At 73.8% G+C, this 23,835-nt stretch carries 24 protein-coding genes; 17 read left to right on the top strand and 7 right to left on the bottom strand.

Going from position 1 to position 23,835, the window contains the following annotated elements; translation table 11 throughout:
* Window positions 1-145: 145 nt before the first annotated feature.
* Window positions 146-1,117: a helix-turn-helix domain-containing protein gene (locus DTL70_RS25980; RefSeq protein ID WP_114024436.1), complete on the bottom strand. Its 972-nt coding sequence runs from the start codon at window positions 1,115-1,117 to the stop codon at window positions 146-148.
* A 246-nt stretch (window positions 1,118-1,363) separates the two neighbouring features.
* Here DTL70_RS25980 and DTL70_RS25975 point away from each other — a divergent pair, with 246 nt between their 5' ends.
* Both DTL70_RS25975 and DTL70_RS25970 read left to right on the top strand, forming a co-directional pair.
* Window positions 1,364-2,890: a type I glutamate--ammonia ligase gene (locus DTL70_RS25975; RefSeq protein WP_114024435.1), complete on the top strand. Its 1,527-nt coding sequence runs from the start codon at window positions 1,364-1,366 to the stop codon at window positions 2,888-2,890.
* 105 nt (window positions 2,891-2,995) lie between these two features.
* Window positions 2,996-4,117, top strand: a complete 1,122-nt coding sequence (locus DTL70_RS25970) for an amidohydrolase family protein (RefSeq protein ID WP_245979765.1) — start codon at window positions 2,996-2,998, stop codon at window positions 4,115-4,117.
* Between the two features lie 133 nt (window positions 4,118-4,250).
* On the opposite strand, the gene DTL70_RS25965 is transcribed toward DTL70_RS25970, so the two are convergent.
* From DTL70_RS25965 to DTL70_RS25955, 3 genes are all read right to left on the bottom strand, one after another.
* Window positions 4,251-4,766 (bottom strand): lytic polysaccharide monooxygenase auxiliary activity family 9 protein, encoded by a 516-nt coding sequence (locus tag DTL70_RS25965; RefSeq protein ID WP_114017985.1) that lies wholly within the window; start codon window positions 4,764-4,766, stop codon window positions 4,251-4,253.
* 131 nt (window positions 4,767-4,897) lie between these two features.
* Window positions 4,898-5,938, bottom strand: coding sequence for a PP2C family protein-serine/threonine phosphatase (locus DTL70_RS25960; RefSeq protein WP_245979754.1), 1,041 nt, complete (start codon window positions 5,936-5,938; stop codon window positions 4,898-4,900).
* A 198-nt stretch (window positions 5,939-6,136) separates the two neighbouring features.
* Window positions 6,137-7,009, bottom strand: coding sequence for an NAD(P)H-binding protein (locus DTL70_RS25955; RefSeq protein WP_114024432.1), 873 nt, complete (start codon window positions 7,007-7,009; stop codon window positions 6,137-6,139).
* Between the two features lie 181 nt (window positions 7,010-7,190).
* Between DTL70_RS25955 and DTL70_RS25950 the strand changes: the two genes are divergently transcribed.
* From DTL70_RS25950 to DTL70_RS25895, 12 genes are all read left to right on the top strand, one after another.
* Entirely contained in the window at window positions 7,191-8,999 is a 1,809-nt protein-coding gene (locus DTL70_RS25950; RefSeq protein ID WP_114024431.1) for an AMP-binding protein, read from the top strand.
* A 28-nt stretch (window positions 9,000-9,027) separates the two neighbouring features.
* Window positions 9,028-9,957: a helix-turn-helix transcriptional regulator gene (locus DTL70_RS25945; protein ID WP_245979752.1), complete on the top strand. Its 930-nt coding sequence runs from the start codon at window positions 9,028-9,030 to the stop codon at window positions 9,955-9,957.
* 202 nt (window positions 9,958-10,159) lie between these two features.
* Window positions 10,160-11,161, top strand: coding sequence for a LacI family DNA-binding transcriptional regulator (locus DTL70_RS25940; protein WP_114024430.1), 1,002 nt, complete (start codon window positions 10,160-10,162; stop codon window positions 11,159-11,161).
* Window positions 11,162-11,277: 116 nt separating this feature from the next.
* Window positions 11,278-11,937, top strand: a complete 660-nt coding sequence (locus DTL70_RS25935) for a hypothetical protein (RefSeq protein ID WP_114024429.1) — start codon at window positions 11,278-11,280, stop codon at window positions 11,935-11,937.
* 151 nt (window positions 11,938-12,088) lie between these two features.
* Window positions 12,089-12,607 (top strand): hydrogenase maturation protease, encoded by a 519-nt coding sequence (locus DTL70_RS25930; protein ID WP_425470409.1) that lies wholly within the window; start codon window positions 12,089-12,091, stop codon window positions 12,605-12,607.
* A gap of 144 nt (window positions 12,608-12,751) precedes the next feature.
* Window positions 12,752-13,132, top strand: a complete 381-nt coding sequence (gene hypA, locus DTL70_RS25925; protein ID WP_114024428.1) for a hydrogenase maturation nickel metallochaperone HypA — start codon at window positions 12,752-12,754, stop codon at window positions 13,130-13,132.
* A 4-nt stretch (window positions 13,133-13,136) separates the two neighbouring features.
* Window positions 13,137-13,937, top strand: a complete 801-nt coding sequence (hypB, locus tag DTL70_RS25920) for a hydrogenase nickel incorporation protein HypB (protein WP_114024427.1) — start codon at window positions 13,137-13,139, stop codon at window positions 13,935-13,937.
* Window positions 13,924-16,287, top strand: a complete 2,364-nt coding sequence (hypF, locus tag DTL70_RS25915) for a carbamoyltransferase HypF (protein WP_114024426.1) — start codon at window positions 13,924-13,926, stop codon at window positions 16,285-16,287. Before hypB ends, hypF begins: the two co-directional genes overlap by 14 nt.
* Before the next feature lie 29 nt (window positions 16,288-16,316).
* Entirely contained in the window at window positions 16,317-16,679 is a 363-nt protein-coding gene (locus DTL70_RS25910) for a HypC/HybG/HupF family hydrogenase formation chaperone (protein WP_114024425.1), read from the top strand.
* Window positions 16,676-17,803 (top strand): hydrogenase formation protein HypD, encoded by a 1,128-nt coding sequence (gene hypD / locus DTL70_RS25905; protein ID WP_114024424.1) that lies wholly within the window; start codon window positions 16,676-16,678, stop codon window positions 17,801-17,803. Before DTL70_RS25910 ends, hypD begins: the two co-directional genes overlap by 4 nt.
* A 100-nt stretch (window positions 17,804-17,903) precedes the next feature.
* Window positions 17,904-18,893 carry a hydrogenase expression/formation protein HypE gene (gene hypE, locus DTL70_RS25900; protein ID WP_114024463.1) on the top strand — a complete coding sequence of 330 codons (990 nt, stop codon included), beginning with the start codon at window positions 17,904-17,906 and terminating at the stop codon, window positions 18,891-18,893.
* Between the two features lie 67 nt (window positions 18,894-18,960).
* Window positions 18,961-20,643 carry a hydrogenase maturation protein gene (locus DTL70_RS25895; protein ID WP_114024462.1) on the top strand — a complete coding sequence of 561 codons (1,683 nt, stop codon included), beginning with the start codon at window positions 18,961-18,963 and terminating at the stop codon, window positions 20,641-20,643.
* 122 nt (window positions 20,644-20,765) lie between these two features.
* Here the strand turns inward: DTL70_RS25895 and DTL70_RS25890 are convergent, their stop codons facing one another.
* A complete protein-coding gene (locus DTL70_RS25890) occupies window positions 20,766-21,002 on the bottom strand; it encodes a chaplin (protein WP_114024423.1) in 237 nt (78 codons plus the stop codon).
* A 306-nt stretch (window positions 21,003-21,308) separates the two neighbouring features.
* Here DTL70_RS25890 and DTL70_RS25885 point away from each other — a divergent pair, with 306 nt between their 5' ends.
* A complete protein-coding gene (locus DTL70_RS25885; protein ID WP_114024422.1) occupies window positions 21,309-21,527 on the top strand; it encodes a hypothetical protein in 219 nt (72 codons plus the stop codon).
* Window positions 21,528-21,689: 162 nt separating this feature from the next.
* Here DTL70_RS25885 and rpsN read toward each other — a convergent pair whose 3' ends face one another.
* Both rpsN and rpmB read right to left on the bottom strand, forming a co-directional pair.
* A complete protein-coding gene (rpsN, locus tag DTL70_RS25880) occupies window positions 21,690-21,995 on the bottom strand; it encodes a 30S ribosomal protein S14 (protein WP_114024421.1) in 306 nt (101 codons plus the stop codon).
* On the bottom strand, window positions 21,995-22,231 hold the full coding sequence (gene rpmB / locus DTL70_RS25875) for a 50S ribosomal protein L28 (RefSeq protein ID WP_114024420.1): 237 nt from the start codon (window positions 22,229-22,231) through the stop codon (window positions 21,995-21,997). The genes rpsN and rpmB overlap by 1 nt, the downstream gene beginning before the upstream one ends.
* 66 nt (window positions 22,232-22,297) lie before the next feature.
* On the opposite strand from rpmB, the gene rpmG reads away from it, so the two are divergent.
* Together rpmG and DTL70_RS25865 are read left to right on the top strand one after the other, a co-directional pair.
* Window positions 22,298-22,462: a 50S ribosomal protein L33 gene (gene rpmG / locus DTL70_RS25870; protein ID WP_114024461.1), complete on the top strand. Its 165-nt coding sequence runs from the start codon at window positions 22,298-22,300 to the stop codon at window positions 22,460-22,462.
* A gap of 160 nt (window positions 22,463-22,622) precedes the next feature.
* The gene (locus DTL70_RS25865) at window positions 22,623-23,819 is read left to right on the top strand and encodes a CobW family GTP-binding protein (RefSeq protein WP_114024419.1); all 1,197 of its coding nucleotides are present in this window, start codon (window positions 22,623-22,625) and stop codon (window positions 23,817-23,819) included.
* Window positions 23,820-23,835 lie beyond the last annotated feature (16 nt).

The raw sequence follows: 23,835 nt of genomic DNA, 5'->3' as shown, positions 1-23,835 counted from the left end.
CGAGACCGACCACGGGGGCGCGGTTCCGGAGCCCGGGTGCCGGGGGCTCGCCGCCATCGGGCCGCTTCGGTCGCCGTCGTCGTTGCGGGACCGATCGTCGCCAGTGGCGACCGCTCCGGGCGGAAGCCGGCGGTGCGCCGGACGGCTAGTGGACCGGGAAGTGTCCGGCCAGGGTGGCGGTGGGCTCGGTGTCGGGGAGTTCGGCGGCGATCCGGCGCAGCAGACCGCGGGTCTCGGCCGGGGGAAGCGAGCGGGTCACCAGGCGGTCGGTGACCCGGCGGTAGGCCTCGATGTCGGCCTCGTCCTCCAGATAGCTGGCCGAGTCGAGCTGCTCCAGGTAGACGACGTCGGGCAGTTCACTCTCGGGCAGCCGCAGCAGCGTGACGGGGCCACCCGCTGCCGCGTGTCCGCCCGCGCTGAACGGCATGATCTGGACGGTGACGTGTGGCTGCTCGCTCATCGCCGACAGGTGCCGCAGCTGGGCGCGCATCACGGCCGCTCCCCCGACGGGGCGGCGGAGCGCGGCCTCGTCGATGACGGCCCACACGCGGGGGGAACGGGGCCCGAAGAGGATCTGCTGGCGCCGCATGCGCAGGTCCACGCGCCGCTGGACCGCGGCCTCCGGCTCCTCGTCGTGTGCCAGTTCGATGACGGCGCGCGCGTACTCCCGGGTCTGGAGGAGGCCGGGCACGAACTGCACCTCGTAGGTGCGGATGACGCCGGCCGCCTGCTCCAGACCGATGTAGGTGTGCAGCCACGAGGGGACGACGCCCTGGAAGGCCTGCCACCAGCCGGGCGTGTTGGCCTGCTGTGCGAGCGCGGTCAGCACGGCGCGCTCGCTCTCGTCGGTCACGCCGTAGATGGTGAGCAGGTCCGCGACGTCGCGCAGCGCGCAGCCCGTGCGCCCGTGCTCCAGATCCTCGATCTTCCTGTTCGTGACCCGGATGGCCTCGGCCGCCTCGCGGCGCGATATGTACTGCGACTCGCGCAGCCTCCGCAGCCGGATGCCCAGCACCTTCCGGGGAACCGCGGGCGACGCGGCGGCCCCGTCCTCTCTGCCGTCCTGCTCGGCGTCTCTGGCGGTCGGCTCACCGCCAGAGACGTCACTGATGCGCATACCACTTCTCCCGTACCGTAGCCGCATAGGTCTCGCCACCTTCCAAGTTTCCCTCCCCGCTCCGATGTGGCCTCACAGGGGGTACTGCCCAACTCGCCCTGAAGTCAGGCACGTCGTGCCAAGGCTTCTTGCCTTTGGCACATCCCAAACCCCTGCCGGGGCGCTGCCAGGACCCTCGTGGAACGGTCCGCCGGGCGATGTGCGCCGACTTGCCCAGATCGCGAACGGGGAGTAAGAGCCTGCTGCATGGGAACCACACGGCGGACACCGCCGCAGCACGCGGGCACGGCAACGGGGACGACGGCAGGCCCGGCAGCGGGTACGGAGGACCCGGCGGAGCACGGGGAAAGCCCGCAGGAGGGCGGGCGGGCGCAGGAGGGCGGGGGCGTGCAGGAAGCCGGGCGCGCACAGGAGCAGGCGCAGGCCGCCGCGGCACGGCTGGTCCGCGCCGGGGCGCACGGGATCGCGCTCACCTGGGTGGACAACGCGGGGCTCACCCGCGTCAAGGCCGTACCGGCGAGCCGGCTCGGGCAGGCGCTCACCGCGGGGGTCGGCATGTCGCCCTGCTTCGACGTCTACCTCGTCGACGACTCCATGACGGACAGCCCGCACATCGGCGGCCCCGACGGCGACCTGCGGCTGGTGCCGGATCCCGAGCGGCTGACGGTGCTGGCCGCGCAGCCGGGCTGGGCCTGGGCCCCGGCCGCGCGGTACGAGCAGGACGGCACCCCGTACGCCGGCTGCCAGCGGGGGTTCGCGCGGCGGATGGCCGAACGGGCCGGGGACGAACACGGGATCGAGCTGCGGATGGGCTTCGAGACGGAGTGGGTGGTCACCCGCGGCCCGCTGCCGGACGCGGCCGGTGAGCCGGCGTATCCGACCACGGGCCCCGCCTACGGCATGGCCCGGCTGGCGGAGACCTCCGACTATCTGCGGGAGGTGCTCTCGGCCCTCACCGCGCAGGGCGTCGAGGTGCTCCAGATCCATCCGGAGTACGCGCCCGGCCAGTTCGAGGTGTCGGTGGCGCCGTCCGATCCGGTGGGCGCGGCGGACCTGGCCGTACTGGTGCGCGAGACGGTGCGCGCGGTCTCCCTGCGGCACGGTCTGACCGCCATGTTCGGCCCCGTGGTGGATCCGGCCGGGGTGGGCAGCGGCGGACACCTGCACCTGAGCCTGTGGCGGGAGGGGCGGAACCTGTGCGCGGGCGGCGAGGGGCCGTTCGGCATGACGCGCTCCTGTGAGGCGTTCCTGGCCGGGGTGTTCCGCGAGCTGCCCGCGCTGCTGGCGCTGGGGGCGCCGACACCGGCCAGCTATCTGCGGCTGCGGCCCTCGCGCTGGGCGGGGGCCTACCAGTGCTGGGGGCTGGAGAACCGGGAGGCGGCCCTCCGCTTCGTCGCCGGGACGCGGCACGCTCCGCACTGCGCCAACGCCGAGGTGAAGTGCGTGGACGCGGCCGCGAACCCGTACCTGCTGGCGGGCGGCGTCCTCGCGGCGGGCCTGGCGGGCCTCGCGGAGCTCTCCGGGGACGAAGGGCCCCGGCTGCCGGAGCCGGTGCGCGGCGACCCGGCGCACGCCGCGCCACAGCAGGCACCGCCCCGCCTGCCCGGTTCGCTCGACGAGGCGCTGCGGCACTTCGCCGCGTCCGAGGTCCTGCGCACCGCGCTGGGCGAGCCGCTGTTCGGGGCCGTGCGCGCGGTACGCGAGGGCGAGATCGCCCTCTTCGAGGGGGCGAGCGACCAGGAGCTCGCCGCCGCCACCCGGGGGAGGTACTGAGTGGCCGCGCCAGGGCAGCACCCACGCCCTTCGTCCGCGCCGGACGAGCCGCCGGCGTCCGCTCTCTCCCCACCGCCCCTTCCCTCCTTCCCGTCCTTCCCACCGCTGGTCGACCAGCACTGCCACGGGGTACTGCGGGCCGGACCCGGCCGTACCTCGTTCGAGGGATATCTGACGGAGGCCCACGTGCCCAGCGGCCCCGACGGCGGCTCCGACGGCGGCCGGGGGTCCTGTGCGCCCTTCAGCTATTTCGACACGCAGTTGGGTTTCGCCGTACGCCGGTGGTGCGCGCCCGTCCTCGGACTGGAACCGCACTGCCGCCCCGAGGCCTACCTCGAACGCCGTGCCGAGCTGGGAACGGGGGAGGTGACGGGGCGGCTGCTGCGGGCCGGCGGTATCTCCGCGTTCCTCGTCGACACGGGGCTGCCAGGGCCCCTGCTCACGCCCGGGGAGCTGGCCGAGACGTCGGCCGGGGAGGCGCACGAGATCGTGCGGCTCGAACGACTGGCCGAACGTGCGGCGGACACGGCGCGCGACACCCACGCCTTCCTCGGCGAGGTCGCCGAGGGGATCCGCGAGGCCGCGCGGACGGCGCGGGGCTTCAAGTCGGTCGTCGCCTACCGCTGCGGCCTCGACGTGGAGCCCTCACCCCCGGGCGCCTCCCGGGTCCACGCGTCCGCCGACCGCTGGCTGAGCACGCGGGCTGCGGGCGGCCGGTTGAGCGATCCGGTGCTGGAGCGCCACCTGCTGTGGGCGGCGGTACGCACGGGGCTGCCGCTCCAGTTGCACACCGGCTTCGGCGACCCCGACCTGCGGCTCGACCACTGCGACCCGCTGCTGCTGACCGACTTCATCCGCGCGACCGCGCCCTACGGAACCCCGCTCGTACTGCTGCACTGCTACCCGTACCACCGCGGCGCAGGGTATCTGGCGGCCGTCTTCCCCCACGTCTACGCCGACTTCGGCCTCACCCTCTCCCACACGGGTGCCCGCGCCCACGCCGTTCTCGCCGAGCTGCTGGAGCTGACCCCGTTCGGGAAGCTCCTGTTCTCCACCGACGCCTACGGTCTCCCCGAGCTGTACCTGGTGGGCGCCCAGCTCTTCCGCGAGGCCATGACGCGGCTGACGTCCGAGTGGGTGGGGCGCGGCGCGTGGTCACGAAGCGACGCCGAGTCGGTGACGGCGATGATCGCGGGAGGTACCGCGCGCCGGCTGTACGGGCTCTGACGAGGCGGCACCGGCGCGGCCCTGCCCGGGGACCCGGCCGTGGCGCGGTGGCCCGCACGTGCACGCGCAGCGCCCCCTGCCTCGCTGACGCGGCGGGACAGGGGGCGCTCTCCTGCGGGGGGCTCAGCCGGCCTCAGCCGATGTTGACGTCGACGCAGGCGTAGAACGCGTTGTCGGTGTCGGCGACGTTCCAGACCGCCAGGACGGTCTGCCGGCCGGAGAAGCTCCCGAAGTCCACGTCGTGCGAGAGCTGGGAGGGGGGCTGCTCCCCGCCCTGGTCGAACTCGGCGATCTGCTGACCGTCGATGAAGTACTGCCAGGTGGTGGTGCGGTGGGCGGCGGTCAGCTTCCAGTTGAAGGTCGCGGACTTGCCGACGTCGGCGACGTTCCAGCCCTTGTTGTCGTCGCGCAGTTCGGCGTACGACTCGTTGCCGCCCGCGCAGTCCTGGAGCCCCTTGGGGCCCTCGACGCTCTGCGGCTCGTACTTGATGGATCCGCACTCGACGACGCCTTCGGCGCACTGCGCCTGACGGCTGGCGGGGTCGCTGATGTAGCCGTGGGCGCTCGCCGGGGTAGCGGTGAGCCCGAGGGCGAACAGCGGGGAGAGTCCGGCACCGATGAACGCGGCCAGCTTCCTTTTCTTGTGCATGTCAACTCCTCCGGCGGCGAGGCTGGTACGGCACGACCGTGCCGGCCTCGGTGGGGGCATCCGATTGGTCTAGACTTTAGTCACTGGCCATGCACCGTCAAGACGTCGCGCACATCCGGAAGTCGGGAGCGTCACTCGCCGCGGGTGAGCACCAGCACCGCCATGTCGTCCTGGCGCTGGCCTCCCGTCCACTCGGTCACGGCCTTGACCAGCGCCTCCGCCAGTTCATCCGCCTCCCGCAGCCCCGTGCCCCCCAGCCCTCGCGGCACGTCGAAAAAGGCACCGTCCGGATTCCTGGCCTCCGTCACGCCGTCGGTGACGAGCACCAGAGAGTCCCGCGGTGCGAGCGGAAACGTCTCCTCCACAGGCGAACCGCGGGAAGGGCCCAGACCAGTGGAAAGCGGCAACTCCGGATGCGTCGGCTCGAGACACACGACCGCCCCGTCGTGCAGCAGGTAGGGCGGCGGATGCCCCCGGTTGAGCACGGTGACCGTGTCACCGCTGGGCGGGATCTGGACCAGCAGCGCGGTGACGAACCCCTCGATGTCGTCCTCGGAGTTCCTGCGCCGCCCGCCCTCGCGGTCCAGGGCGCGGTCGAGCCGGTCGGCCAGCTCGTGCAGGGTCGGCGCGTGCTCGGCCGCCTCGCGGAAGGCGCCGACCGCGACCGAGACGGCGGAGACGGCTCGCAGCCCCTTGCCCCGCACATCACCGATCAGCGCCCTGATACCGAACGGCGTCTCCTGGATCGCGTACAGGTCACCCCCGATCGCGGCCCCGGCCTGTGCCGCCACGTAGCGGTCGGCCACGGTCAGCGGCCCCACGTCGGTGGGGGGAGCGGGCAGGACGGCGCGCTGCGCCGCCTCGGCGACGGTCAGCGCCACGGCGAGGTTGTGCCCCTGGCGGTCCACGAGCCATTTGATCCACAGGCCGACCAGGCTGACGACCAGCACGGCGGCCACGTCCGTGAAGAGCGCGGAGTACTCCCGGCCCGTGTACCCGGCGGACGCGGCGGCACCCGCGCAGGCGGCGAACCCGAACAGGGCGCTGATCCGGAAGGAGTACACCATGCCCGCCACCATCGAGGTGCAGGCCAGCAGCGGCAGTCCGTAGTACGGCTGGGGCGCGAAGAGGTCCGCCGCCACGCCCCCGAGCAGAAGCAGCGGTGGCGCCACGTACGGCACTCTGACCTGTGCAACCGCGGGGCCGACCACCCAGCTCTCCTTGTCCCTGTCCGTCTGTCGCGTCGCCAGGGCGAGCGCGCCCCGTCATGCCGATTCTCCCATTTGCGTACATTTCTGCACGCTCATGACGGCCCGCGAGCCGCCGTTCAGGGACGGTGCGCACCCCGCGGTGAGGAGCCGCGCCCGGGATCACAGCAGCGGACGCAGGTGCTCCCAGGCCCAGGACCCCAGGGTGGTCGGCGTCGTGGTCAGCAGGGTGCGGGCGTCCTCGGGCGTGAAGCCGTCGCGCATCCAGGCCGACATCCCCACGACCCCCTCGACCTGCCGGGACCCGAGCCCCGCGGCCCGCAGCCCGGCGCGCAGTTCGTCGTCCGAGATGCGCTCGGCCCGCACTGGGCGGCCCACGGACTCGGTGAGGATCGCGGCGGCCTCGGCCCAGGTCAGGTCCGCCGGGCCGTGCACTCCCTGAGTGTGCTGCCCCGTCCATCCCGGTGACAGCAGGCGGGCCGCCGCGACGTCCCCGATGTCGCGTGGGTCCACCCACGGCAGCGGATGGTCCAGCGGCAGCGTGGTGCGCAGCACGCCCTCGGTGCGCAGCGTCTCCACCTCGAAGAGCAGGTTCGTGTAGAAGTAGCCGCACCGCAGATGGAGCACGTGCGCGCCGGTCGCGTTCAGCATCTCCTCCGTGCGGCCGAGCCCGTCGATCTCCCCGGCACCCGAGCGCTTCTCGGCGCCGCCGCTGCTGAGGAAGACGGTGCGGCCGATGCCGTTCTCGCGCACCGCGCGCGCCGCGTTGGCGCCCATCCGGGCGTATCCCTCGACCGGGTCCTCGTCGCCGGTGGGCGGGTCCACCCAGAACAGCGCGTCCGCGCCCTCGGTCGCCCGCACCACGGCATCGCCGTCGCCCTGGTCGCAGCGGACCACCTCGGCGCGCTCACGTACCCGGTCGGGCAGCCGGGCGGGGTCCCGCGCCAGCAGGGTGGGCCGCTCCCCTGATTGGAGGAGCAGGCGGACGACACGGGAGCCGACACGTCCGGTGGGTGTGGTCACGACGATTCTCATGGACGCCAGCCAAGACCATCGGGGCGCGGTGCGCGAGCAGATACCCGCCCCGGTGCGCGAGCAGGTACCCGCGGCCAGGGGCTGCCGGGTCCGCGCTACCCCCGGTGAGGGGTAGCGCGCACCGCGCCGCTGCCGGTACGTGTGACCCACGACACCCGACGGACCACCGTGGAGGCCGCCCGTGCCCGCATCCGTTCCGCAGAGTGCCCCCGCAGCGCAGCGTCAGCGCCGGCCGGACGGCCCCGCACGCAGCTACGCCTCGGGGCCGTCGAAGAGCCCGCTGCTGGGCGACACCATCGGGGAGAACCTGGCGCTGGCCGTCGCGGCGCACGGGGACAGGGAGGCGCTGGTCGACGTGGCGGGCGGCCGCCGCTGGACCTACCGCGACTTCGCCGCCGACGTGGACGCGCTCGCACTCGGCCTGCACGGTCTCGGCGTGCGCAAGGGCGAGCGGGTGGGCATCTGGGCGCCCAACTGCCCGGAGTGGACGCTGACCCAGTACGCCACGGCGAAGCTGGGCGCGATCCTCGTCAACGTGAACCCCGCCTACCGGGTGCACGAGTTGGCGTACGTCCTCCAGCAGGCCGGCGTCCGCACGCTGGTCGCCGCCGCCGCACACAAGGGCTCCGACTACGCGGCGATGATCGAACAGGTGCGCCCCGAGTGCCCCGATCTGACCGACGTCGTCCTGATCGGCGGTACGGGCACCTCGGCGGCGCAGCCGGCGGACGGCGGTACGGGCACCTCGGCTTCGCGGCCGGCGGGTGACTGGGCGGATCTGGTCGCCCGGGGCCGGGCACAGGGACCCGAGTACGCCCGCCGGACCCTCGACTCCATCGCCGCCACCCTCTCCGCCGACGACCCCATCAACATCCAGTACACCTCGGGCACCACCGGCTTCCCCAAGGGCGCCACCCTCTCCCACCACAACATCCTCAACAACGGCTACTTCGTCGGCGAACTGTGCGGCTACACCGAGGCCGACCGCATCTGCCTGCCGGTGCCCTTCTACCACTGCTTCGGCATGGTGATGGGCAATCTGGCCGCCACCAGCCACGGCGCCTGCATGGTGATCCCGTCCCCCGCCTTCGAGGCGAGGACGACTCTGCGCGCGGTCCAGGAGGAGCGGTGCACCTCCCTGTACGGAGTGCCGACGATGTTCATCGCGCAGCTGGCCGAACCCGACTTCGCCTCCTGGGACCTCGGCAGCCTGCGCACCGGCATCATGGCCGGATCGCCGTGCCCGGTCGAGGTGATGAAGCAGGTCATCGACCGGATGGGAATGGCCGAGGTGTCCATCTGCTACGGCATGACGGAGACCTCCCCCGTCTCCACCCAGACCCGCGCGGACGACTCGCTCCAGCGGCGGGTCTCCACCGTCGGGCGCGTCGGCCCGCACCTGGAGGTGAAGGTCGTCGACCCGGCGACGGGCCGGTGCCTGCCGCGCGGCGAGCCCGGCGAACTGTGCACCCGCGGCTACTCGGTGATGCTCGGATACTGGGAGCAGCCAGAGGCGAGCGCCGCGGTCATCGACGCGGCCCGCTGGATGCACACCGGCGACCTCGCGGTGATGGACGAGGACGGGTACGTCAGCGTGACCGGACGCATCAAGGACATGGTCATCCGCGGCGGGGAGAACATCTACCCGCGCGAGATAGAGGAGTTCCTCCACACCCACCCGGACGTTCTCGACGCACAGGTCGTCGGCGTGCCGGACGAGCGCTACGGTGAGGAGCTGATGGCGTGGATACGGATGCGTCAGGGCGCGGCGGCCCTGACGGCCGACGGCGTACGGGGATTCTGTTCGGGGAAGCTGGCCCACTACAAGATCCCGCGCCACGTGCACATCGTCGACGCGTTCCCGATGACCGTCACCGGCAAGATACGCAAGGTGGAGATGCGCGAGAAGTCGATCGAGCTGCTGGCTCACGAGCCGGACGCGGCGGCGCCGGGCACGGCACGCGAGAGAGACCAGCGGAAACCGAAGTGATCACCGTTCCGTAGCCCAGGAGTCGAGGTTGCCTTCCCCCGACCGTTCCCCCTCCCGCTCCCGCACGCCCGGCGGAACACCGGGCGTGCGGCCGCTGCTGCGCCCCCACGACGCCGACGCCTTCCGGCACGCGCTGCGCCTGGCCAGACAACGCACCGGCGTGCGCTGCGTCTTCGGCGGCGAGGTGGGGGACGGCACGCTGCGGCTCACCGAGTTCACCGGCACCCTGACCGACTCCATGAGCGGGCTGCGCGTCGGGGCAGGGCGGGGGCTGGGCGGCTACGTACTGACCCACCAGCGCCCTCTCGCGGTCAACGACTACGTTCCGGCCACCAGCATCACCCACGACTACGACAATCCGGTGCGCCAGGAAGGCATCCGCGCCATCGTCGCCGCGCCCGTCACGGTGCGCAGCGGCGTACGCGGCGTGCTCTACGCGGCCGTCCGCGACGCCGCGCCACTGGGCGAACGGGCCACCGCCGCGCTGATGGACACCGCGCGACGGCTCGCGGGTGAGCTCGCCGTACGGGACGAGGTCGACCGGCGCGTCCGCCTGCTGGAGGCCGCCGCCGAGTCCCCGCCCCAGGCCCCGCCGTCCCCCCGCCTGGACGCGCTGCGCGATCTGCACGCCGAACTGCGCGGCATCGCGCACGAGATCGAGGACACCGCGCTGCGGGACCGGCTCCGCCACGCCTGTGACCGCTTCCTGCGCGCCGAGACCGCCCCGGACGGCGGCCAGGCCGACCCGAGCCCCGCGGGCCGTCCGCGCCTGTCGGCCCGCGAACTCGACGTCCTCTCCTACGTCGCCCTCGGCTGCACCAACGCCGAGGCCGCCCAGTACCTCTGTCTGGAGCCGGAGACCGTCAAGGCCTACCTGCGCAGCGCCACCCGCAAGCTGGGCGTCCACAGCCGCCACCACGCGGTGGCGGCGGCGCGCCGCCACGGCCTGCTGCCCTGAACCGCCCCGACTCGGCTCGGCTTCACTCGGCTCCACCGGCCCGGCCCGGCCCGACTCGGCTCGGCTCGGCTCGGCTCGGCTCGGCCATCGACGAGGACGTCCCGGGGGCGCCGACGCTTCGGGGCCGGGTGAGAAATCGATTTCAGGCCGAGTAGGGTTCACCCGTAGGGTGACGGGGCCGACACCGGAAGCGAGGAGACGGGTGGCAACCATCAGTGACGTGGCGCGTGCCGCCGGGGTGTCGCCCGCCACCGTCTCGCGCGTCTTCAACGGAGGCCGGGTCACGGCCGAACGCGCCCAGCGCGTACGCGAGGCGGCCGACACGCTCGGCTTCTCCCCCAACCGGGTCGCCCGCTCCCTGCGCACCCAGCGCGCCAGCGTCATCGGGCTGCTCATCCCCGACATCGCCAACCCCTTCTTCACCGCGCTCGCCCGTGGGGTGGAGGACGCCGCCCAGCGCACGAACCTCTCGGTCGTCCTGTGCAACACCGACGAGGACGTGGACAAGGAACGCCGCTACCTGGATGTGGCACTCGCCGAGCACATGGCGGGGCTCGTGGTGGCGGCCGCCTCCCGCAGGCGCACCGATCTGTCGGCGGCGGCCCAGCGGGGCATGCCCGTCGTCGCGGTGGACCGCCGCCCCCGCGCGGCCGAGGTGGACGCGGTGATGGTCGACAACCAGCACGGCGCCGAGGACGCGACCGCACACCTGATCGAGCGCGGCTACCGGCGCATCGCCTGCGTGACAGGACCGGCAGGCGCCTCCACCTCGGAGGACCGCCTCGCCGGCTACCGCGCCGCGCTGCGCGACGCGGACGTGCCCGACGAGTGGATCCGCGCCCACACCCGGCACGCCGACTTCCGCGTGGAGGGCGGCTACACGGCGATGAAGGAACTGCTGGCACTCGACGTGCCGCCGGACGCCGTGTTCATCGCCAACAACCTGATGACGGTCGGCGCGCTGCGGGCGCTGCGCGAGGCCGGCGTCGCACCTCCCGGCTTCGGCATCCTCTCCTTCGGCGACGTGCCGTGGGCCTCGCTCGTGCACCCGTCGCTGAGCACCGTCCACCTGCCGGCCTACGACCTCGGCGAAGCCGCCGCGACCCTGTTGCAGGAGCGCATCGCGGGATCGGCCAAACCGCTGCAGACCGTCGTACTGCGCACCTCGCTGGAACCGAGAAACAGCACGGCGGGACCCGGCTGACCCCGATCGGCGGATCGACCTGAGGCCGGTTCTTTCGTTAAGCCCCACATGATCACTGCACGACGACACCCTGATCAGCTTTCCGCACGGCGGCCCCTCGGGCAGGTGAGCGCGCGATGAGCAAGCGCCAGAGGGGACGCAGGCACCGCCAGGTCGACCGCACGCCCCGCCCGGTCGGGCCCGCCGTCCGAGTGACGGCCACCCGTGAGGCCGCCGTCCCGGCGGCGCGCCCGCGAACACCGGCCGCGGCCCCCACCACCGGTGCGCCCCCGGCCGCGGTACCGGAGCCCGCACGCGGAGGCGACACCGCGCCGGGCCCGGAGGCCGCCCGTCCCCAGGCCGCCGTGGCCGAACCCGCGACCCCGCCCGAACGCCGCCTGCCCTCCCCCGAACCGGCGCCCGCAGCGGATTCCGACCCGATGGGCGCGGCCCCGTCGGCGCCCGCGGCCGTGCCGGCGCCCGGGCACGCGCCCGAATCGCTCGGCGTGCTCTTCCGCACGCCCGCACGCGACGGCGGGTTGGGGCAGAGCGCGGCCCGCACCTGGCAGGAGGTGAAGGAGGCGGGCGCCGACGGGGTGACCGTCGAGGAACTGTCCGCCCGGGTCGGCTACCAGAGCCGCACCATCGCCAAGCACCTGCTGGGCCTGGCCGAGCACGGTGTGGTCGAGCAGCACGCCCCCGACCGCTGGCGCCCGGTCTCCCAGGACGCGGACCCGGATGACGGCCCGCCGGCCGCGGCAGCGGCGACCGCGGACCGCGTTCCGCAGCACGCCTGAGGTCGGGGCGCAGCCCTGACCGCCCCGCGGGGCCCGGCGCGGCATCCGGCCGCGCCGGGCCCGCCCGCCCTTACCGCGTACGAGCACCCCCACCTCTGGAGCCCCCGTGAACGCCCCCGTTGACCCTGGACACGAGTCCGCGCACGTCCCCGTGCACGGTCCCGTCGCCGAACGCGCTGCCCCGATCCTCGTCGCGGGGATCGGCAACATCTTCCTGCGTGACGACGGTTTCGGGGTGGAGGTCGTCCAGCGGCTGGCCAAGCGGGCGTTGCCGCCGGACGTCGAGGCGGTGGACATCGGGGTACGGGGGGTGCACCTGGCCTACCAGGTTCTCGACGGCTGCGCCGTTCTCGTCCTGGTCGACGCGGTCCACCGGGGCGGCGAGCCGGGGACGGTGCACCTGATCGAGGTCGGCACGGACGACCGGGTGGCGCCGGAGGGTGTGCCCGTGGTCGACGGACACCACATGTCACCGGACACGGTGCTCGCGCTGCTGGACACCCTGAGCGAAGGTACCGGCGGCAGCAGACCGCGGCGCGTGTTCGTCGTCGGCTGCGAGCCGGCCACGCTGGAGGAGGGCATCGGGCTGAGCGCACCGGTGGCGGCCGCCGTCGACGACGCCTGCGAACTGGTGCTGCGGTTGCTGGACGAGCTGGAGGCGACCTGCTGACGGCGCATCACACGAGCGGCGCGCGGGAAACCGCCGAACGGCGGACGGCCCGCCAGGGCAGCGGCGTGGCGGCGCGGGAGCGGCTCGGGCCGACCCTGTAATGGTGCGGGCCGCAGCCCGGTCCGTACCGCAGGGAAGTGCCCGATGCACGAGATGTCCATCGCGATGGCAGTGGTCTGCCAGGTCGAGGAGGCGGCGCGCGCGCACGGCGCCGAGGGCGTCGAGAACGTGACGCTGTCGGTGGGCGAGCTCGCGGGCGTGGTCCCCGACGCGCTGCGCTTCTCCTTCTCCCTCGCCTGCGAGGGCACCGTCCTGGCGGGCGCCGAACTGGTCATCGAACAGGTCGCGGGGCGCGCCCGGTGCGAGTCCTGCCGCCGTGAGTGGGCCACGGGTGTGCCGCCGCGGCTGTGCTGCACGCGGTGCGGCGACTCCCGTACCCGGTTGCTGTCCGGCCGCGAGCTGGGCATCGCCACCGTGCGCTGGGCCGAGGGCCCGCAGCGCGCCCGAGCCCTCGAGGAGCTGTGATCCCATGTGCCGCGTCACCGATCTCCAGCAGGCCGTGCTGGCCCGCAACGACAGCCGTGCCGAGCACCTGCGCGCCGAGCTGGCCGCCCGCGGGACGGCCACCGTCAACCTGCTCTCCAGCCCGGGGAGCGGCAAGACGGCGCTGTTGGAGGCCGAGTTGGCCCTGGCCCGCGAGCGCGGGGTCGCCGTGGCCGCGCTGACCGCCGACCTGGCCACCGAGAACGACGCGCGGCGCCTGGCCCGTTCGGGTGTGCCCTGCAAGCAGGTGCTGACCGACGGGCTGTGCCACCTGGAGGCCGACATGCTCGCCGGGCATCTGACCGGCTGGCTGCCACGGGACACGCGGCTGCTGTTCGTGGAGAACGTGGGGAACCTGGTCTGCCCGGCCTCCTACGACCTGGGCGAGTCGCTGCGCGTGGTGCTGGCCTCGGTCACCGAGGGCGAGGACAAGCCGCTGAAGTACCCCACGGCGTTCGGTACGGCGCAGTTGGTCCTCGTCACCAAGGAGGACATCGCCGAGGCCGTCGGCTTCGACCGTGACGCCTTCCTGGCCGCCGTGCACCAGGTCAACCCCGGTGTCGAGGTCGTCTTCACCTCGGCGCGGGCCGGGGCAGGCGCCGGCGCGCTGCTGGATCGGGCCTTGGCGGTGGCGGACGGTGCCGCCGCCCACCGCCCGGTGATGGACCGCCGTACGGCGGCGCACGGGCACGCACACGAGCACGGTCACGCTCACGACCACAGCCACGAGCACGGCCCGGATCAGGGGCTGAGCCATCCGCACGCTCCCGCGCATGTCGGGGGCTGAGCGCAGCCGCGTCCTGGTCAGGGGCGTGGTGCAGGGCGTGGGCTTCCGCCCGTACGTGTACGGCCTGGCCGGGCGGCTGGGGCTGGCAGGACACGTCACCAACACGGGCGAGGGCGTGGTGGCCGAGGTGGAGGGCGCCCGCGAGGCGGTGGCGGCCTTCCGGCAGCGGGTGGGGAGCGAGGCGCCGCCGCTGGCGCTGGTCGAGTCGGTCACGCACGAGGCGCTGCCGCCGCAGGGCGGCTCCGGGTTCCGTATCGTCGCCTCGCGGTCGGGCGGTACGCCGTCCGCGCTGCCCACCCTCGTCGCCCCTGACACCGCCACCTGCGACGCCTGCCTGCGGGAACTGGCCGACCCCGCGGACCGCCGGCACCGCCACCCGTTCGTCACCTGTACCGATTGCGGGCCCCGTTTCACCCTCGTGACCGGGCTGCCCTACGACCGCGCCAACACCACCATGGCGCGCTTCGCGATGTGCGAGCGCTGTGCCCGCGAGTACGAGGACCCGGCCGACCGGCGCTTCCACGCCCAGCCGGTCTCCTGCCACGACTGCGGCCCCCGCGTGCGGCTGCTGGTACCCCGGGCGCCGGGCACGGGCGCGGAGTGGACGCAGGACGGCGGCGATCCGGTGGCCGAGGCGCGGCGGCTGCTCGCGCGGGGCGCCGTCGTCGCCGTGAAGGGCCTGGGCGGCTACCACCTGGCGTGCGACGCGGCCGACGAGGGGAGCGTGCGGCTGCTGCGCTCGCGCAAGGCGCGCGGGGACAAGCCGTTCGCGGTGATGGCCCGCGACCTCGCCGACGTCGAGGAGTTCGCCGCCGTCGGCCCGCACGAGCGGGCCGTGCTGACCGGCAGCCGCCGCCCCATCGTGCTGCTGCGCAGACGTCTGTCCGGGACGGGGCACGGCCTCGCCGAGTCGGGGCACGGCCTCGCCGCCGCCGTGGCGCCGGGCAGCCCCGACCTGGGTGTCATGCTCCCCTACACCCCACTGCACCACCTGCTGCTGGGCCTGCCCGGCGACCCGCCGGGGCCCCGGCTGCTGGTGATGACCAGCGGCAACCTGGGGGGCGAGCCCATCGCCTGGGACGAGGACGAGGCGTTGGAGCGGCTGGCGCCTCTCGCGGACGCCTTCCTCACCCACGACCGCCCGATCCACGTGCCGTGCGACGACTCGGTGGTGCGTGTCGTGGACGGTGAGGTGCTGCCGGTGCGCCGCTCGCGCGGGTACGCGCCGGTGCCGGTGCCGCTCCCCGTTCCCGTACGACCCGCGCTGGCCGTGGGCGGGGATCTGAAGAACGTCCTGGGGTTGGGCGAGGGGCGGCGCGCGTGGCTGTCGGCCCACATCGGGGACATGGACGATCCGGCCACCCTGGCCGCGTTCGCGCGTGCGGGCCGGCATCTGGCCGGTCTCACCGGGGTCGCACCGCAGCTGCTGGCCGCCGACCCGCACCCCGGCTACCGGTCCACCCGGTGGGCCGAGGGCGCCGCGGGCGACCGGCCGCTGCGCCGGGTCCAGCACCACCACGCGCACGTCGCCTCGGTGATGGCCGAGAACGGGCTGGACGGCTCGTCCCCCGTGCTCGGCGTCGCCTTCGACGGCACGGGGTACGGGGACGACGGCGCGGTCTGGGGCGGGGAGTTCCTGCTCGCCGACTACGACCGCTCCCTCCGCTTCGCCCACCTGCGCTACGCGCCGCTGCCCGGCGGTGACGCCGCCGTACGCCACCCCTGGCGGATGGCGCTCGCCCAGCTGTGGACCGCGGGGCTGGCCTGGGACGCGGACCTGCCGTGCGTGGCGGGCTGCTCCGCGGCTGAGCTGCGGGTACTGGAGCGGCAGCTGGAGCGCTCCCTGCACTGCGTGCCGACCTCCAGCATGGGACGGCTCTTCGACGCGGTGTCCGCGTTGACGGGCGTGTGCGGGCAGGCCGGATACGAGGCGCAGGCGGCCGTCGAACTGGAGGCCGCTGCTGCGGCCTGCTCCGTGCCTGACCCCGGCGCCTACGCGTTCGACCTGCGCTCCCCCACCGACGGCGGCCCGGGGCCGCTGCCGGCCGATCCGGCTCCGCTGCTGGCCGCCGTCGTCGCGGACCTGCGCGCCGGTGTGGGGCGGGAGCTGATGGCGGCGCGCTTCCACGCGACGGTCACCGCGCTGGTGCTGCGCGTCTGCGCGGTGGCCCGCGAGCGGCACGGGGTGGAGACCGTGGCGCTGACCGGCGGCGTGTTCGCCAACGCGCTGCTGTCCGAGGCCTGTGCGCGCGGGTTGCGCGCCGACGGCTTCACGGTCCTGCGCCACAGGATCGTCCCGCCCGGCGACGGCGGGCTGGCCCTGGGCCAGCTCCTGGTCGCGGCCCACTGACCCGACCGTCGAACGAGGAGAACGAGCCCATGTGCCTGGCGGTACCCGGCAAGGTCCTGGACATCGAGGAACGTGACGGCACGCGCATGGCGTCCGTCGACTTCGGCGGCGTGGTCAAGGAGGTGTGCCTCGCCTACCTGCCCGACCTGCGGGTCGGCGAGTACACCATCGTGCACGTCGGATTCGCGTTGCAGCGGCTGGACGAGGAGTCGGCCCGGCAGACCCTGGCGCTCTTTCGGGGGCTGGGGCTGCTGGAGGAGGAGTTCGGCGACCCGTGGCAGGCGGCCGAGAAGGCCCGGCGCGGCGAGGGCGACGCGCGGCGGGGCGAGGAGGCCCGGCGGGGCGAGGACGAGCAGCCCGTGCGGAACGGGCAGCAGGAGGTGCGGTTGTGAAGTACATCGACGAGTTCCAGGACCCGCAGCTGGCCCAGCGGCTGCTGGACGACATCCACGCCACCGTCACCCGCCCGTGGGCGCTGATGGAGGTGTGCGGCGGGCAGACCCACTCGATCATCCGGCACGGCATCGACCAGCTGCTGCCCGAGGGGCTCGAACTGATCCACGGGCCCGGCTGCCCGGTCTGCGTCACCCCTCTCGAACTGATCGACAAGGCGCTGGAGATCGCTTCGCGTCCCGACGTCATCTTCTGCTCGTTCGGCGACATGCTGCGGGTGCCGGGCACCGGGCGGGATCTCTTCCAGGTCAGGTCGGAGGGCGGCGACGTCCGCGTCGTCTACTCGCCGCTGGACGCGCTGCGCATCGCCCGCGAGAACCCGGAGCGCGAGGTGGTCTTCTTCGGCATCGGTTTCGAGACCACGGCTCCGCCCAACGCCATGGCCGTCCACCAGGCGGCCGAGCAGGACGTGCGCAACTTCAGCCTGCTCGTCTCCCACGTGCGGGTGCCGCCCGCCATCGAGGCGATCATGAGCTCCGGGGAGTGCCGGGTGCAGGCGTTCCTCGCCGCGGGGCACGTGTGCAGCGTCATGGGGACGGACGAGTACCCCGCGCTGGCCGACAGGTTCGGGGTGCCCATCGTCGTCACCGGGTTCGAGCCGCTGGACATCCTGGAGGGCGTGCGGCGCGCCGTACACCAGCTGGAGAGCGGGCGGCACACCGTCGAGAACGCCTACCCGCGCGCGGTGGTCCCGCGGGGCAACACGGCGGCCAGGGCCATGCTGGATCAGGTCTTCGCGCCGTGCGACCGCGGCTGGCGCGGCATCGGCGTCATCCCGGACAGCGGCTGGCGGCTGGCGCCCCGCTACCGCGCCTGGGACGCGGAGTACCGGTTCTCCGTGGACTCGATCACGACCAGGGAGCCTGCGGCCTGCCGCAGCGGCGAGGTGCTGCAAGGACTGCTGAAACCCCACGAGTGCGAGGCGTTCGGCACCACCTGCACCCCGCGCACCCCGCTGGGCGCCACGATGGTCTCCAGCGAGGGTGCCTGCGCCGCCTACTACCTCTACCGCCGGCTCGGCGGGACGACGACCGCACCACTGGAGGCGAGCAGCGTTGACTAGCACCGAGACCGCCGAGCCCGCGGCGGGCGCACCCTCCCCCGCGCCCGACTTCTCCGGCTGGACGTGCCCGGCGCCGCTGCGCGGGCAGCGGCGGGTCGTGATGGGCCACGGCGGGGGCGGAGCGCTCTCGGCCGAACTGGTGGAGCACCTCTTCGCCCCGGCTTTCGGGGGCCGGGCGCTGTCCGCGCTCGCCGACTCCGCCGCGCTGGAACTCGGCGGCGCCCGGCTGGCCTTCTCCACCGACTCCTTCGTGGTGCGGCCGCTGTTCTTCCCCGGCGGCAGCATCGGCGACCTGGCCGTCAACGGCACGGTCAACGACCTGGCGATGAGCGGGGCCCGACCCGCCTACCTCTCCTGCGGGTTCATCCTGGAAGAGGGCGTGGAGATCGCCCTGGTGGCGCGGATCGCCGAGGCGCTGGGCGCCGCGGCCCGCACCGCGGGCGTGGAGGTCGCCACCGGGGACACCAAGGTCGTGGAGGCGGGGCGCGGTGACGGCGTCTACCTGAACACGGCGGGGATCGGGTTGATCCCCGACGGGGTCGACATCCGGCCGCAGCGCGCTCGCCCCGGCGACGTGGTGCTGGTCAGCGGCGCGATCGGCGCGCACGGCGTGGCGGTGCTCAGCAAGCGCGAGGGGCTGCGGTTCGAGGTCGGCATCGAGAGCGACTGCGCGGCGCTGGGCGGTCTGGTGGAGAGCATGCTCGCCGTCACCCGGGACGTGCATGTGCTCCGCGACCCCACGCGCGGGGGTGTCGCCGCCGCCCTCAACGAGATCGCGTCGGCCGCCTCGGTGGGCGTGGAGCTGCACGAGCGTGCGCTGCCGGTCCCCGACGCCGTGGCGAACGCCTGCTCGATGCTGGGCCTCGATCCGCTGTACGTCGCGAACGAGGGCAAGCTCCTCGCCTTCGTGCCGCGCGCCGAGGCGGACGCCGTACTCGCCGCGATGCGCGCCCAACCCCTGGGGGCCGAAGCCGCCGTGATCGGCGAGTGCGTCGAGGAGCACCCCGGCATGGTCGTCGCCCGCACCGGTCTCGGCGGCCGCAGAGTCGTGGACCTGCCGCTGGGCGAACAACTCCCCCGCATCTGCTGAACCACCCAGGAACGTGTCCGCCAGGGCACCTGACGACAGCTCACCCAACAGCCACCAGGAGGTCGTGGTGCGGATCCTGCTCATCGCGAGCGCCTTCAACAGCCTGACCCAGCGGGTACAGGCCGAACTGCGCGACGCCCGGCACACCGTCGCCACCGAAGTGGTGCGCGACGCCGACGACGTGCGGCACGCGGTCGCCGGGTACGAGCCGGAGCTGGTGGTCGCGCCGATGCTGCGGACAGCCGTCCCCGAGGACGTGTGGTCGCGGTACACCTGCCTGATCGTCCACCCGGGGCCGCCCGGCGACCGCGGCCCCTCCTCCCTCGACCGTGCCGTCGCCGAGGGGCGTACCCGCTGGGGCGTGACCGTGCTCCAGGCCGAGGCGGAGATGGACGCCGGCGACATCTGGGCCTCCGCCGAGTGCGCGGTGCCCAGCGGCGTCGCCAAGAGCGACCTGTACCGCGGTGAGGTCTCCGACGCGGCACTCGAAGCCGTCCGCAGCGCACTGGCCCGGTTCGCCACCGGCAGCCACCGCCCGCTCTCGCAACGGGACCTCACGCCGACGGTCCGGCCGGTCATGCGGCAGTCCGAACGCCGCATCGACTGGCACTCGGACGGGACGGTCGCCGTGCTGCGCACCCTGCGAGCCGCCGACTCGCAGCCCGGGTTGCGCGACGAACTGCTGGGCGCCGAGTGGTACCTGCACGGCGGCCACCTCGAGGACCAATTGCACGGCGCCCCCGGAGAGATCGTCGCGACCCGGGCGGGCGCCATCTGCCGGGCCACGGTGGACGGCGCGGTCTGGATCCCCCAACTGCGCCCCGTGCGCGCCCCCGGCGGCCGTGCGACGTTCAAACTGCCCGCCACGCTGGCGCTGGGCGAGCGGCTGCCCGACGTGCCCGAACGCCCGGCACCGCTCGAACTGGCCCCGGAACGCTCCACGTACTCCGAGATCCGCTACCGGGAGCGGGACGGCGTCGGGTACGTCCACTTCTCCTTTCCCGGCGGCGCGATGAGCACCGTCCAGTGCCGACGGCTGCTGGCCGCCTACCGGTACGCCTGCACCAGGCCGACCCGGGTGGTGGTGCTCGGCGGTGCGCGCGACTTCTTCTCCAACGGCATCCACCTCGGCGTCATCGAGGCGGCGCGCGACTCCGCGGCCGAGGGCTGGGCCAACATCCAGGCGATCGACGACGTGGTCGAGGCGGTCTTGACCACCACGGACCGGCTGGTGGTCGCCGCGCTCGGCGGCAACGCCGCGGCGGGCGGCGCCATGCTGGCCGCCGCGGCCGACGAGGTGTGGTGCAGGGCGGGAACCGTCCTCAATCCGCACTACCGGCTGATGGGCCTGCCGGGCTCCGAGCTGTGGACCTACACGCTGCCGCGCCGGGTCGGCCCGGAGATCACCGAGGCGCTCATGCGGGACGCCGAGCCGATGAGCGCGGCCACCGCGCGCCGCATCGGCCTGGTGGACCGGGTGCTGCCCGCCGGGCCGAGCGAGTTCGCGCCGCGCGTGGCCGAGCTGGCGGCCGCGCTGGCCGTGGATCCGGCCACCCACCAGCGGCTGGCCGTCAAGAAGGCCAACAGGGCCCGCGACGAGGCGGCCGAACCGCTGGCCTCGTACCGCGACCAGGAACTGGCCGCCATGCACCGCGTCCTGTTCGACCCGGGCGCGCCGCACCACGCGCTGCGCGCCGCGTTCCTGCGCAAGGAACCGGTTCCCGGCGACGTACGGGGCCGCCGGGGGTAGGCGCCCCTGCCGCGCCCCCACGACCGGGCACGCGCGAGCGCCCCGCCGGTGGCCGGCGGGGCGCTCGACTGACAACGGAGAGCCCGCGGGTGAGGGGAGAACCCGCCGCCGCGGGGGCGGTGTCAGTCGTTGTAGCAGAAGTTGCCGAAGGCGGGGTTCAGGATCCCGACGATGTCGACGGTGTTGCCGCACACGCTGATCGGGATGTGGACCGGGACCTGGACGACGTTGCCGGAGAGCACCCCCGGCGAGTTCGTCGCCGCGCCACTGGCGCCCGCGTCGGCGAACGCCGCGCTCGCGCCGCCGAGAACGGTGGTGGCGGCCAGACCTGAGGCGACAACCGCGGTACGGATGCGCATGGCGATCCTCCTTGCTCTGTGTACCAAGACGCGCACAAGGGTGCACCGCGACCTGAGCCGGACATTCCGTCGCCACGCCCAACGGGCGGGGTCTCACCCGATCGGCGGTGTTTCCCTTCGGTGCCTCACCCGTGAGCGGGCCGGCGCGCGCCGGCGGCGGCCCGACGCGTTGACGGCCAAGGCCGCGGGCCGAGGAGGCCATTCGGGTCCGTTATGCCGTGTCCTTCATATATTGCTCTGTAATGCACGGCCAAGCGGCGACGATGGGCCGGTCCTTGTTCTTTCGTGATCTCCATGGAGGTTTCCATGCGCATGCGCACCCTGACGCGCTCCCTCGCGGTCGGCCTCGCCGCCTTCGGTCTGGCCGCCGCCGGCACCACCGCGGCCTCGGCCTGCGGCGGCGACGAGTACAACTGGGTCAACAAGGACGTCCACAAGAACTGGACGTCCGTCAACGTCTCGGACGACGATCACATCATCAACGACTCGGTGATCTTCAAGTTCGGCCCGATGCAGAACGACTGACCGGTTCGCCGGCAGTTCCCCAGCCGACGCGGAGAGGCCCTCCGAACCTCCAAGGATGATCCCTCCGCGTCACGGCCGGGCCGCGGGTCCGGCCGACCCCCAGGGGCCGCTCCGTACGGAGCGGCCCCTGGTGACGTGTGCGGCGGGCGCCGGCACGCCGGGTCACCAGGAGGACTTGGTGACCCCCGGCAGGAACCCGGCGTGCGCCTGCTCGCGGAAGCGGACCCGGGAGAGCCCGAAGGTCCGCAGGTGGCCGCGGGGACGGCCGTCCACGCTGTCCCTGTTGCGCACCCGGGTCGCGCTGGCGTCGCGCGGCTGGCGCCGCAACTCGACCTGTGCGGCACGCCGTTCGGCTTCGGTGGTGGAGGACCTGCGTACGATCTCGCGCAACTCGGCCCGCCGCGCGGCGTACCGGGCGACGGTCTCGCGGCGCTGCTCGTTCTTGACGATCTTGCTCTTCTTCGCCATCAGACCCGGCCTCCCCTGGCGCGGATCCGGGCCACGGCCGCCTCGACGCCGATGACGTCCACGGTCTTGACGCCCTTGGCGCTCAGGGTGAGGCGGACATAGCGGCCTTCGCCGGGCAGCCAGTAGCGCCTGCGCTGCACGTTGGGGTCGAAGCGCCGGGGCGTGCGGCGGTGGGAGTGGGATACAGCCTTGCCGAAGCGTGGCCGCGCTCCGGTGAGCATGCAGTGGGCGGACAACGGGTGTTACCTACCTCTCGTGGACTCCAGTTGGAAATGATTTCCATTAACAATATAGTGGCCGCCATGGCTCGTGACGAACTACGCCCCCTGATCAAGCTCCGCTCCACCGCCGGCACCGGCCACACCTACGTGACCCGCAAGAACCGGCGCAACGACCCCGACCGGCTGACCCTGCGCAAGTACGACCCGCGGGTCCGCAGGCACGTCGACTACCGCGAAGAGCGCTGACCCGGACCCGAGGAAGGACACCCATGAAGCCCGGAAACCACCCCGCCCACGTCCCCGTCGTCCTCCGCGGCGAGAGCCCGGACTGCCCCTTCCCGACCCGCTCGGCACCCACCGGCGGACAGACCGTCGCACCGGTCCACGGCCCCGGCGGAGGCGGCCGATGACCGGGGAAAAGCCGGAAGGAGCGCCGGGCCAGGTGCCGGAGGACAGCGAGCCGCTGCCCGTCGTGCTGGTGGCGGGCCTGCACGCCGAGGCCCGCAGGCGCGTGGTCACCTGGCTGCTGCGCAGCGTGCCGGGAAGCGTGTCGCTCCACCACGACCTCGGGAGTGCGGCCGACGGCACGGTGACCCGCGTCGTGCGCGAACGCGCCGGCACGGTCGACGTCGGCGAGGCGCCGCTGGTCGACGACTGCGCCTGCTGCGCCCTGCGCGAGGACCTCGTGCCCGAACTGGCGGGGTTGGCCGGCTCCGCGCGACTGGCGGTGGTGGAGCTGTGGGACTCGGTGGAGCCCAGGGCGATGGCCGAGGTCGTCGCCGCCCACGGCGGGCGGGCACTGCGGGTGGCGCAGGTGGTCACCGCCGTCGATCCGGCGCTGGTGCTGCCCTGCCTCGCGAGCGGGGACGACCTCGCCGAGGCCGGTCTGGCCGCGGCCGCCACCGACCAGCGCACGGTCGCGGACACCTTCGCGCGGCAGGTGGAGTACGCGCCCGTCCTCGCCCTGGTCGACGGCCGGGAAGCCGACGACGCCGACGACGAGGACCGGGCGCTCCTGACCCAGCTGCACCCCACGGCCCGTCAGGTCCCGCTGGGCGCCCCCGAGCTGGTGCCGCTCGTCTTCGCCGGGTTCGACGTGCCGGCCGCTGCCGCCGCCCAGCACCCGTCGTGCGCCCGGCTGCCCCAAGAGACAGAGGAGGCCGGAGTGGCGACCCTCGTCTGGCACGCGGACCGGCCCTTCCACCCCGAACGGCTCTACCAGGCCCTGGAGGACCTCAGCTGCGCGGCCGCCCGCAGCCGCGGCCGGTTCTGGCTCGCCGACCGGCCGGACACCCTGCTGTCCTGGGACGCGGCCGGAGGCGCGCTGTGCGTGGAGGAGGCGGGACCCTGGCTCGCCGCGCTGCCGGACGCCGCGTGGGAGATGGTGCCGCCCGTGCGACGCGCCGCCGCCGCGCTGGACTGGCACCACCGAAACGGCGACCGCTGCCAGCACCTCGTCTTCACCTCGCCGGGACTGGACCGCGAAGGGCTGACCGCGCTCCTCGACGCCTGCCTGCTCAGCGACGCCGAGTACGCCGCGGGCCGCGAGTGCTGGAAGCGGCTCCCCGCCGCCTTCGACGCACTCCTCTCCCCCGTCCCCTGACCGTGCCCCCCGTCCC

Origin of the sequence: Streptomyces diacarni (assembly GCF_003323715.1) — a bacterium.
Taxonomy (GTDB): Bacteria; Actinomycetota; Actinomycetes; order Streptomycetales; family Streptomycetaceae; genus Streptomyces; species Streptomyces diacarni.
The sequence above is the reverse complement of the archived record's forward strand: the minus strand, read 5'-3'. Positions and strand labels throughout refer to the sequence as shown.

Coding starts and splice junctions, on each gene's coding strand:
- DTL70_RS25980 (WP_114024436.1), bottom strand. CDS start 1,117: ATGCGCATCAGTGACGTCTCTGGCGGTGAGCCGACCGCCAGAGACGCC.
- DTL70_RS25975 (WP_114024435.1), top strand. CDS start 1,364: ATGGGAACCACACGGCGGACACCGCCGCAGCACGCGGGCACGGCAACG.
- DTL70_RS25965 (WP_114017985.1), bottom strand. CDS start 4,766: ATGCACAAGAAAAGGAAGCTGGCCGCGTTCATCGGTGCCGGACTCTCC.
- DTL70_RS25955 (WP_114024432.1), bottom strand. CDS start 7,009: ATGAGAATCGTCGTGACCACACCCACCGGACGTGTCGGCTCCCGTGTC.
- DTL70_RS25935 (WP_114024429.1), top strand. CDS start 11,278: ATGAGCAAGCGCCAGAGGGGACGCAGGCACCGCCAGGTCGACCGCACG.
- hypA (WP_114024428.1), top strand. CDS start 12,752: ATGCACGAGATGTCCATCGCGATGGCAGTGGTCTGCCAGGTCGAGGAG.
- hypB (WP_114024427.1), top strand. CDS start 13,137: ATGTGCCGCGTCACCGATCTCCAGCAGGCCGTGCTGGCCCGCAACGAC.
- hypF (WP_114024426.1), top strand. CDS start 13,924: ATGTCGGGGGCTGAGCGCAGCCGCGTCCTGGTCAGGGGCGTGGTGCAG.
- DTL70_RS25910 (WP_114024425.1), top strand. CDS start 16,317: ATGTGCCTGGCGGTACCCGGCAAGGTCCTGGACATCGAGGAACGTGAC.
- hypE (WP_114024463.1), top strand. CDS start 17,904: ATGGGCCACGGCGGGGGCGGAGCGCTCTCGGCCGAACTGGTGGAGCAC.
- DTL70_RS25890 (WP_114024423.1), bottom strand. CDS start 21,002: ATGCGCATCCGTACCGCGGTTGTCGCCTCAGGTCTGGCCGCCACCACC.
- DTL70_RS25885 (WP_114024422.1), top strand. CDS start 21,309: ATGCGCATGCGCACCCTGACGCGCTCCCTCGCGGTCGGCCTCGCCGCC.
- rpsN (WP_114024421.1), bottom strand. CDS start 21,995: ATGGCGAAGAAGAGCAAGATCGTCAAGAACGAGCAGCGCCGCGAGACC.
- rpmG (WP_114024461.1), top strand. CDS start 22,298: ATGGCTCGTGACGAACTACGCCCCCTGATCAAGCTCCGCTCCACCGCC.
- DTL70_RS25865 (WP_114024419.1), top strand. CDS start 22,623: ATGACCGGGGAAAAGCCGGAAGGAGCGCCGGGCCAGGTGCCGGAGGAC.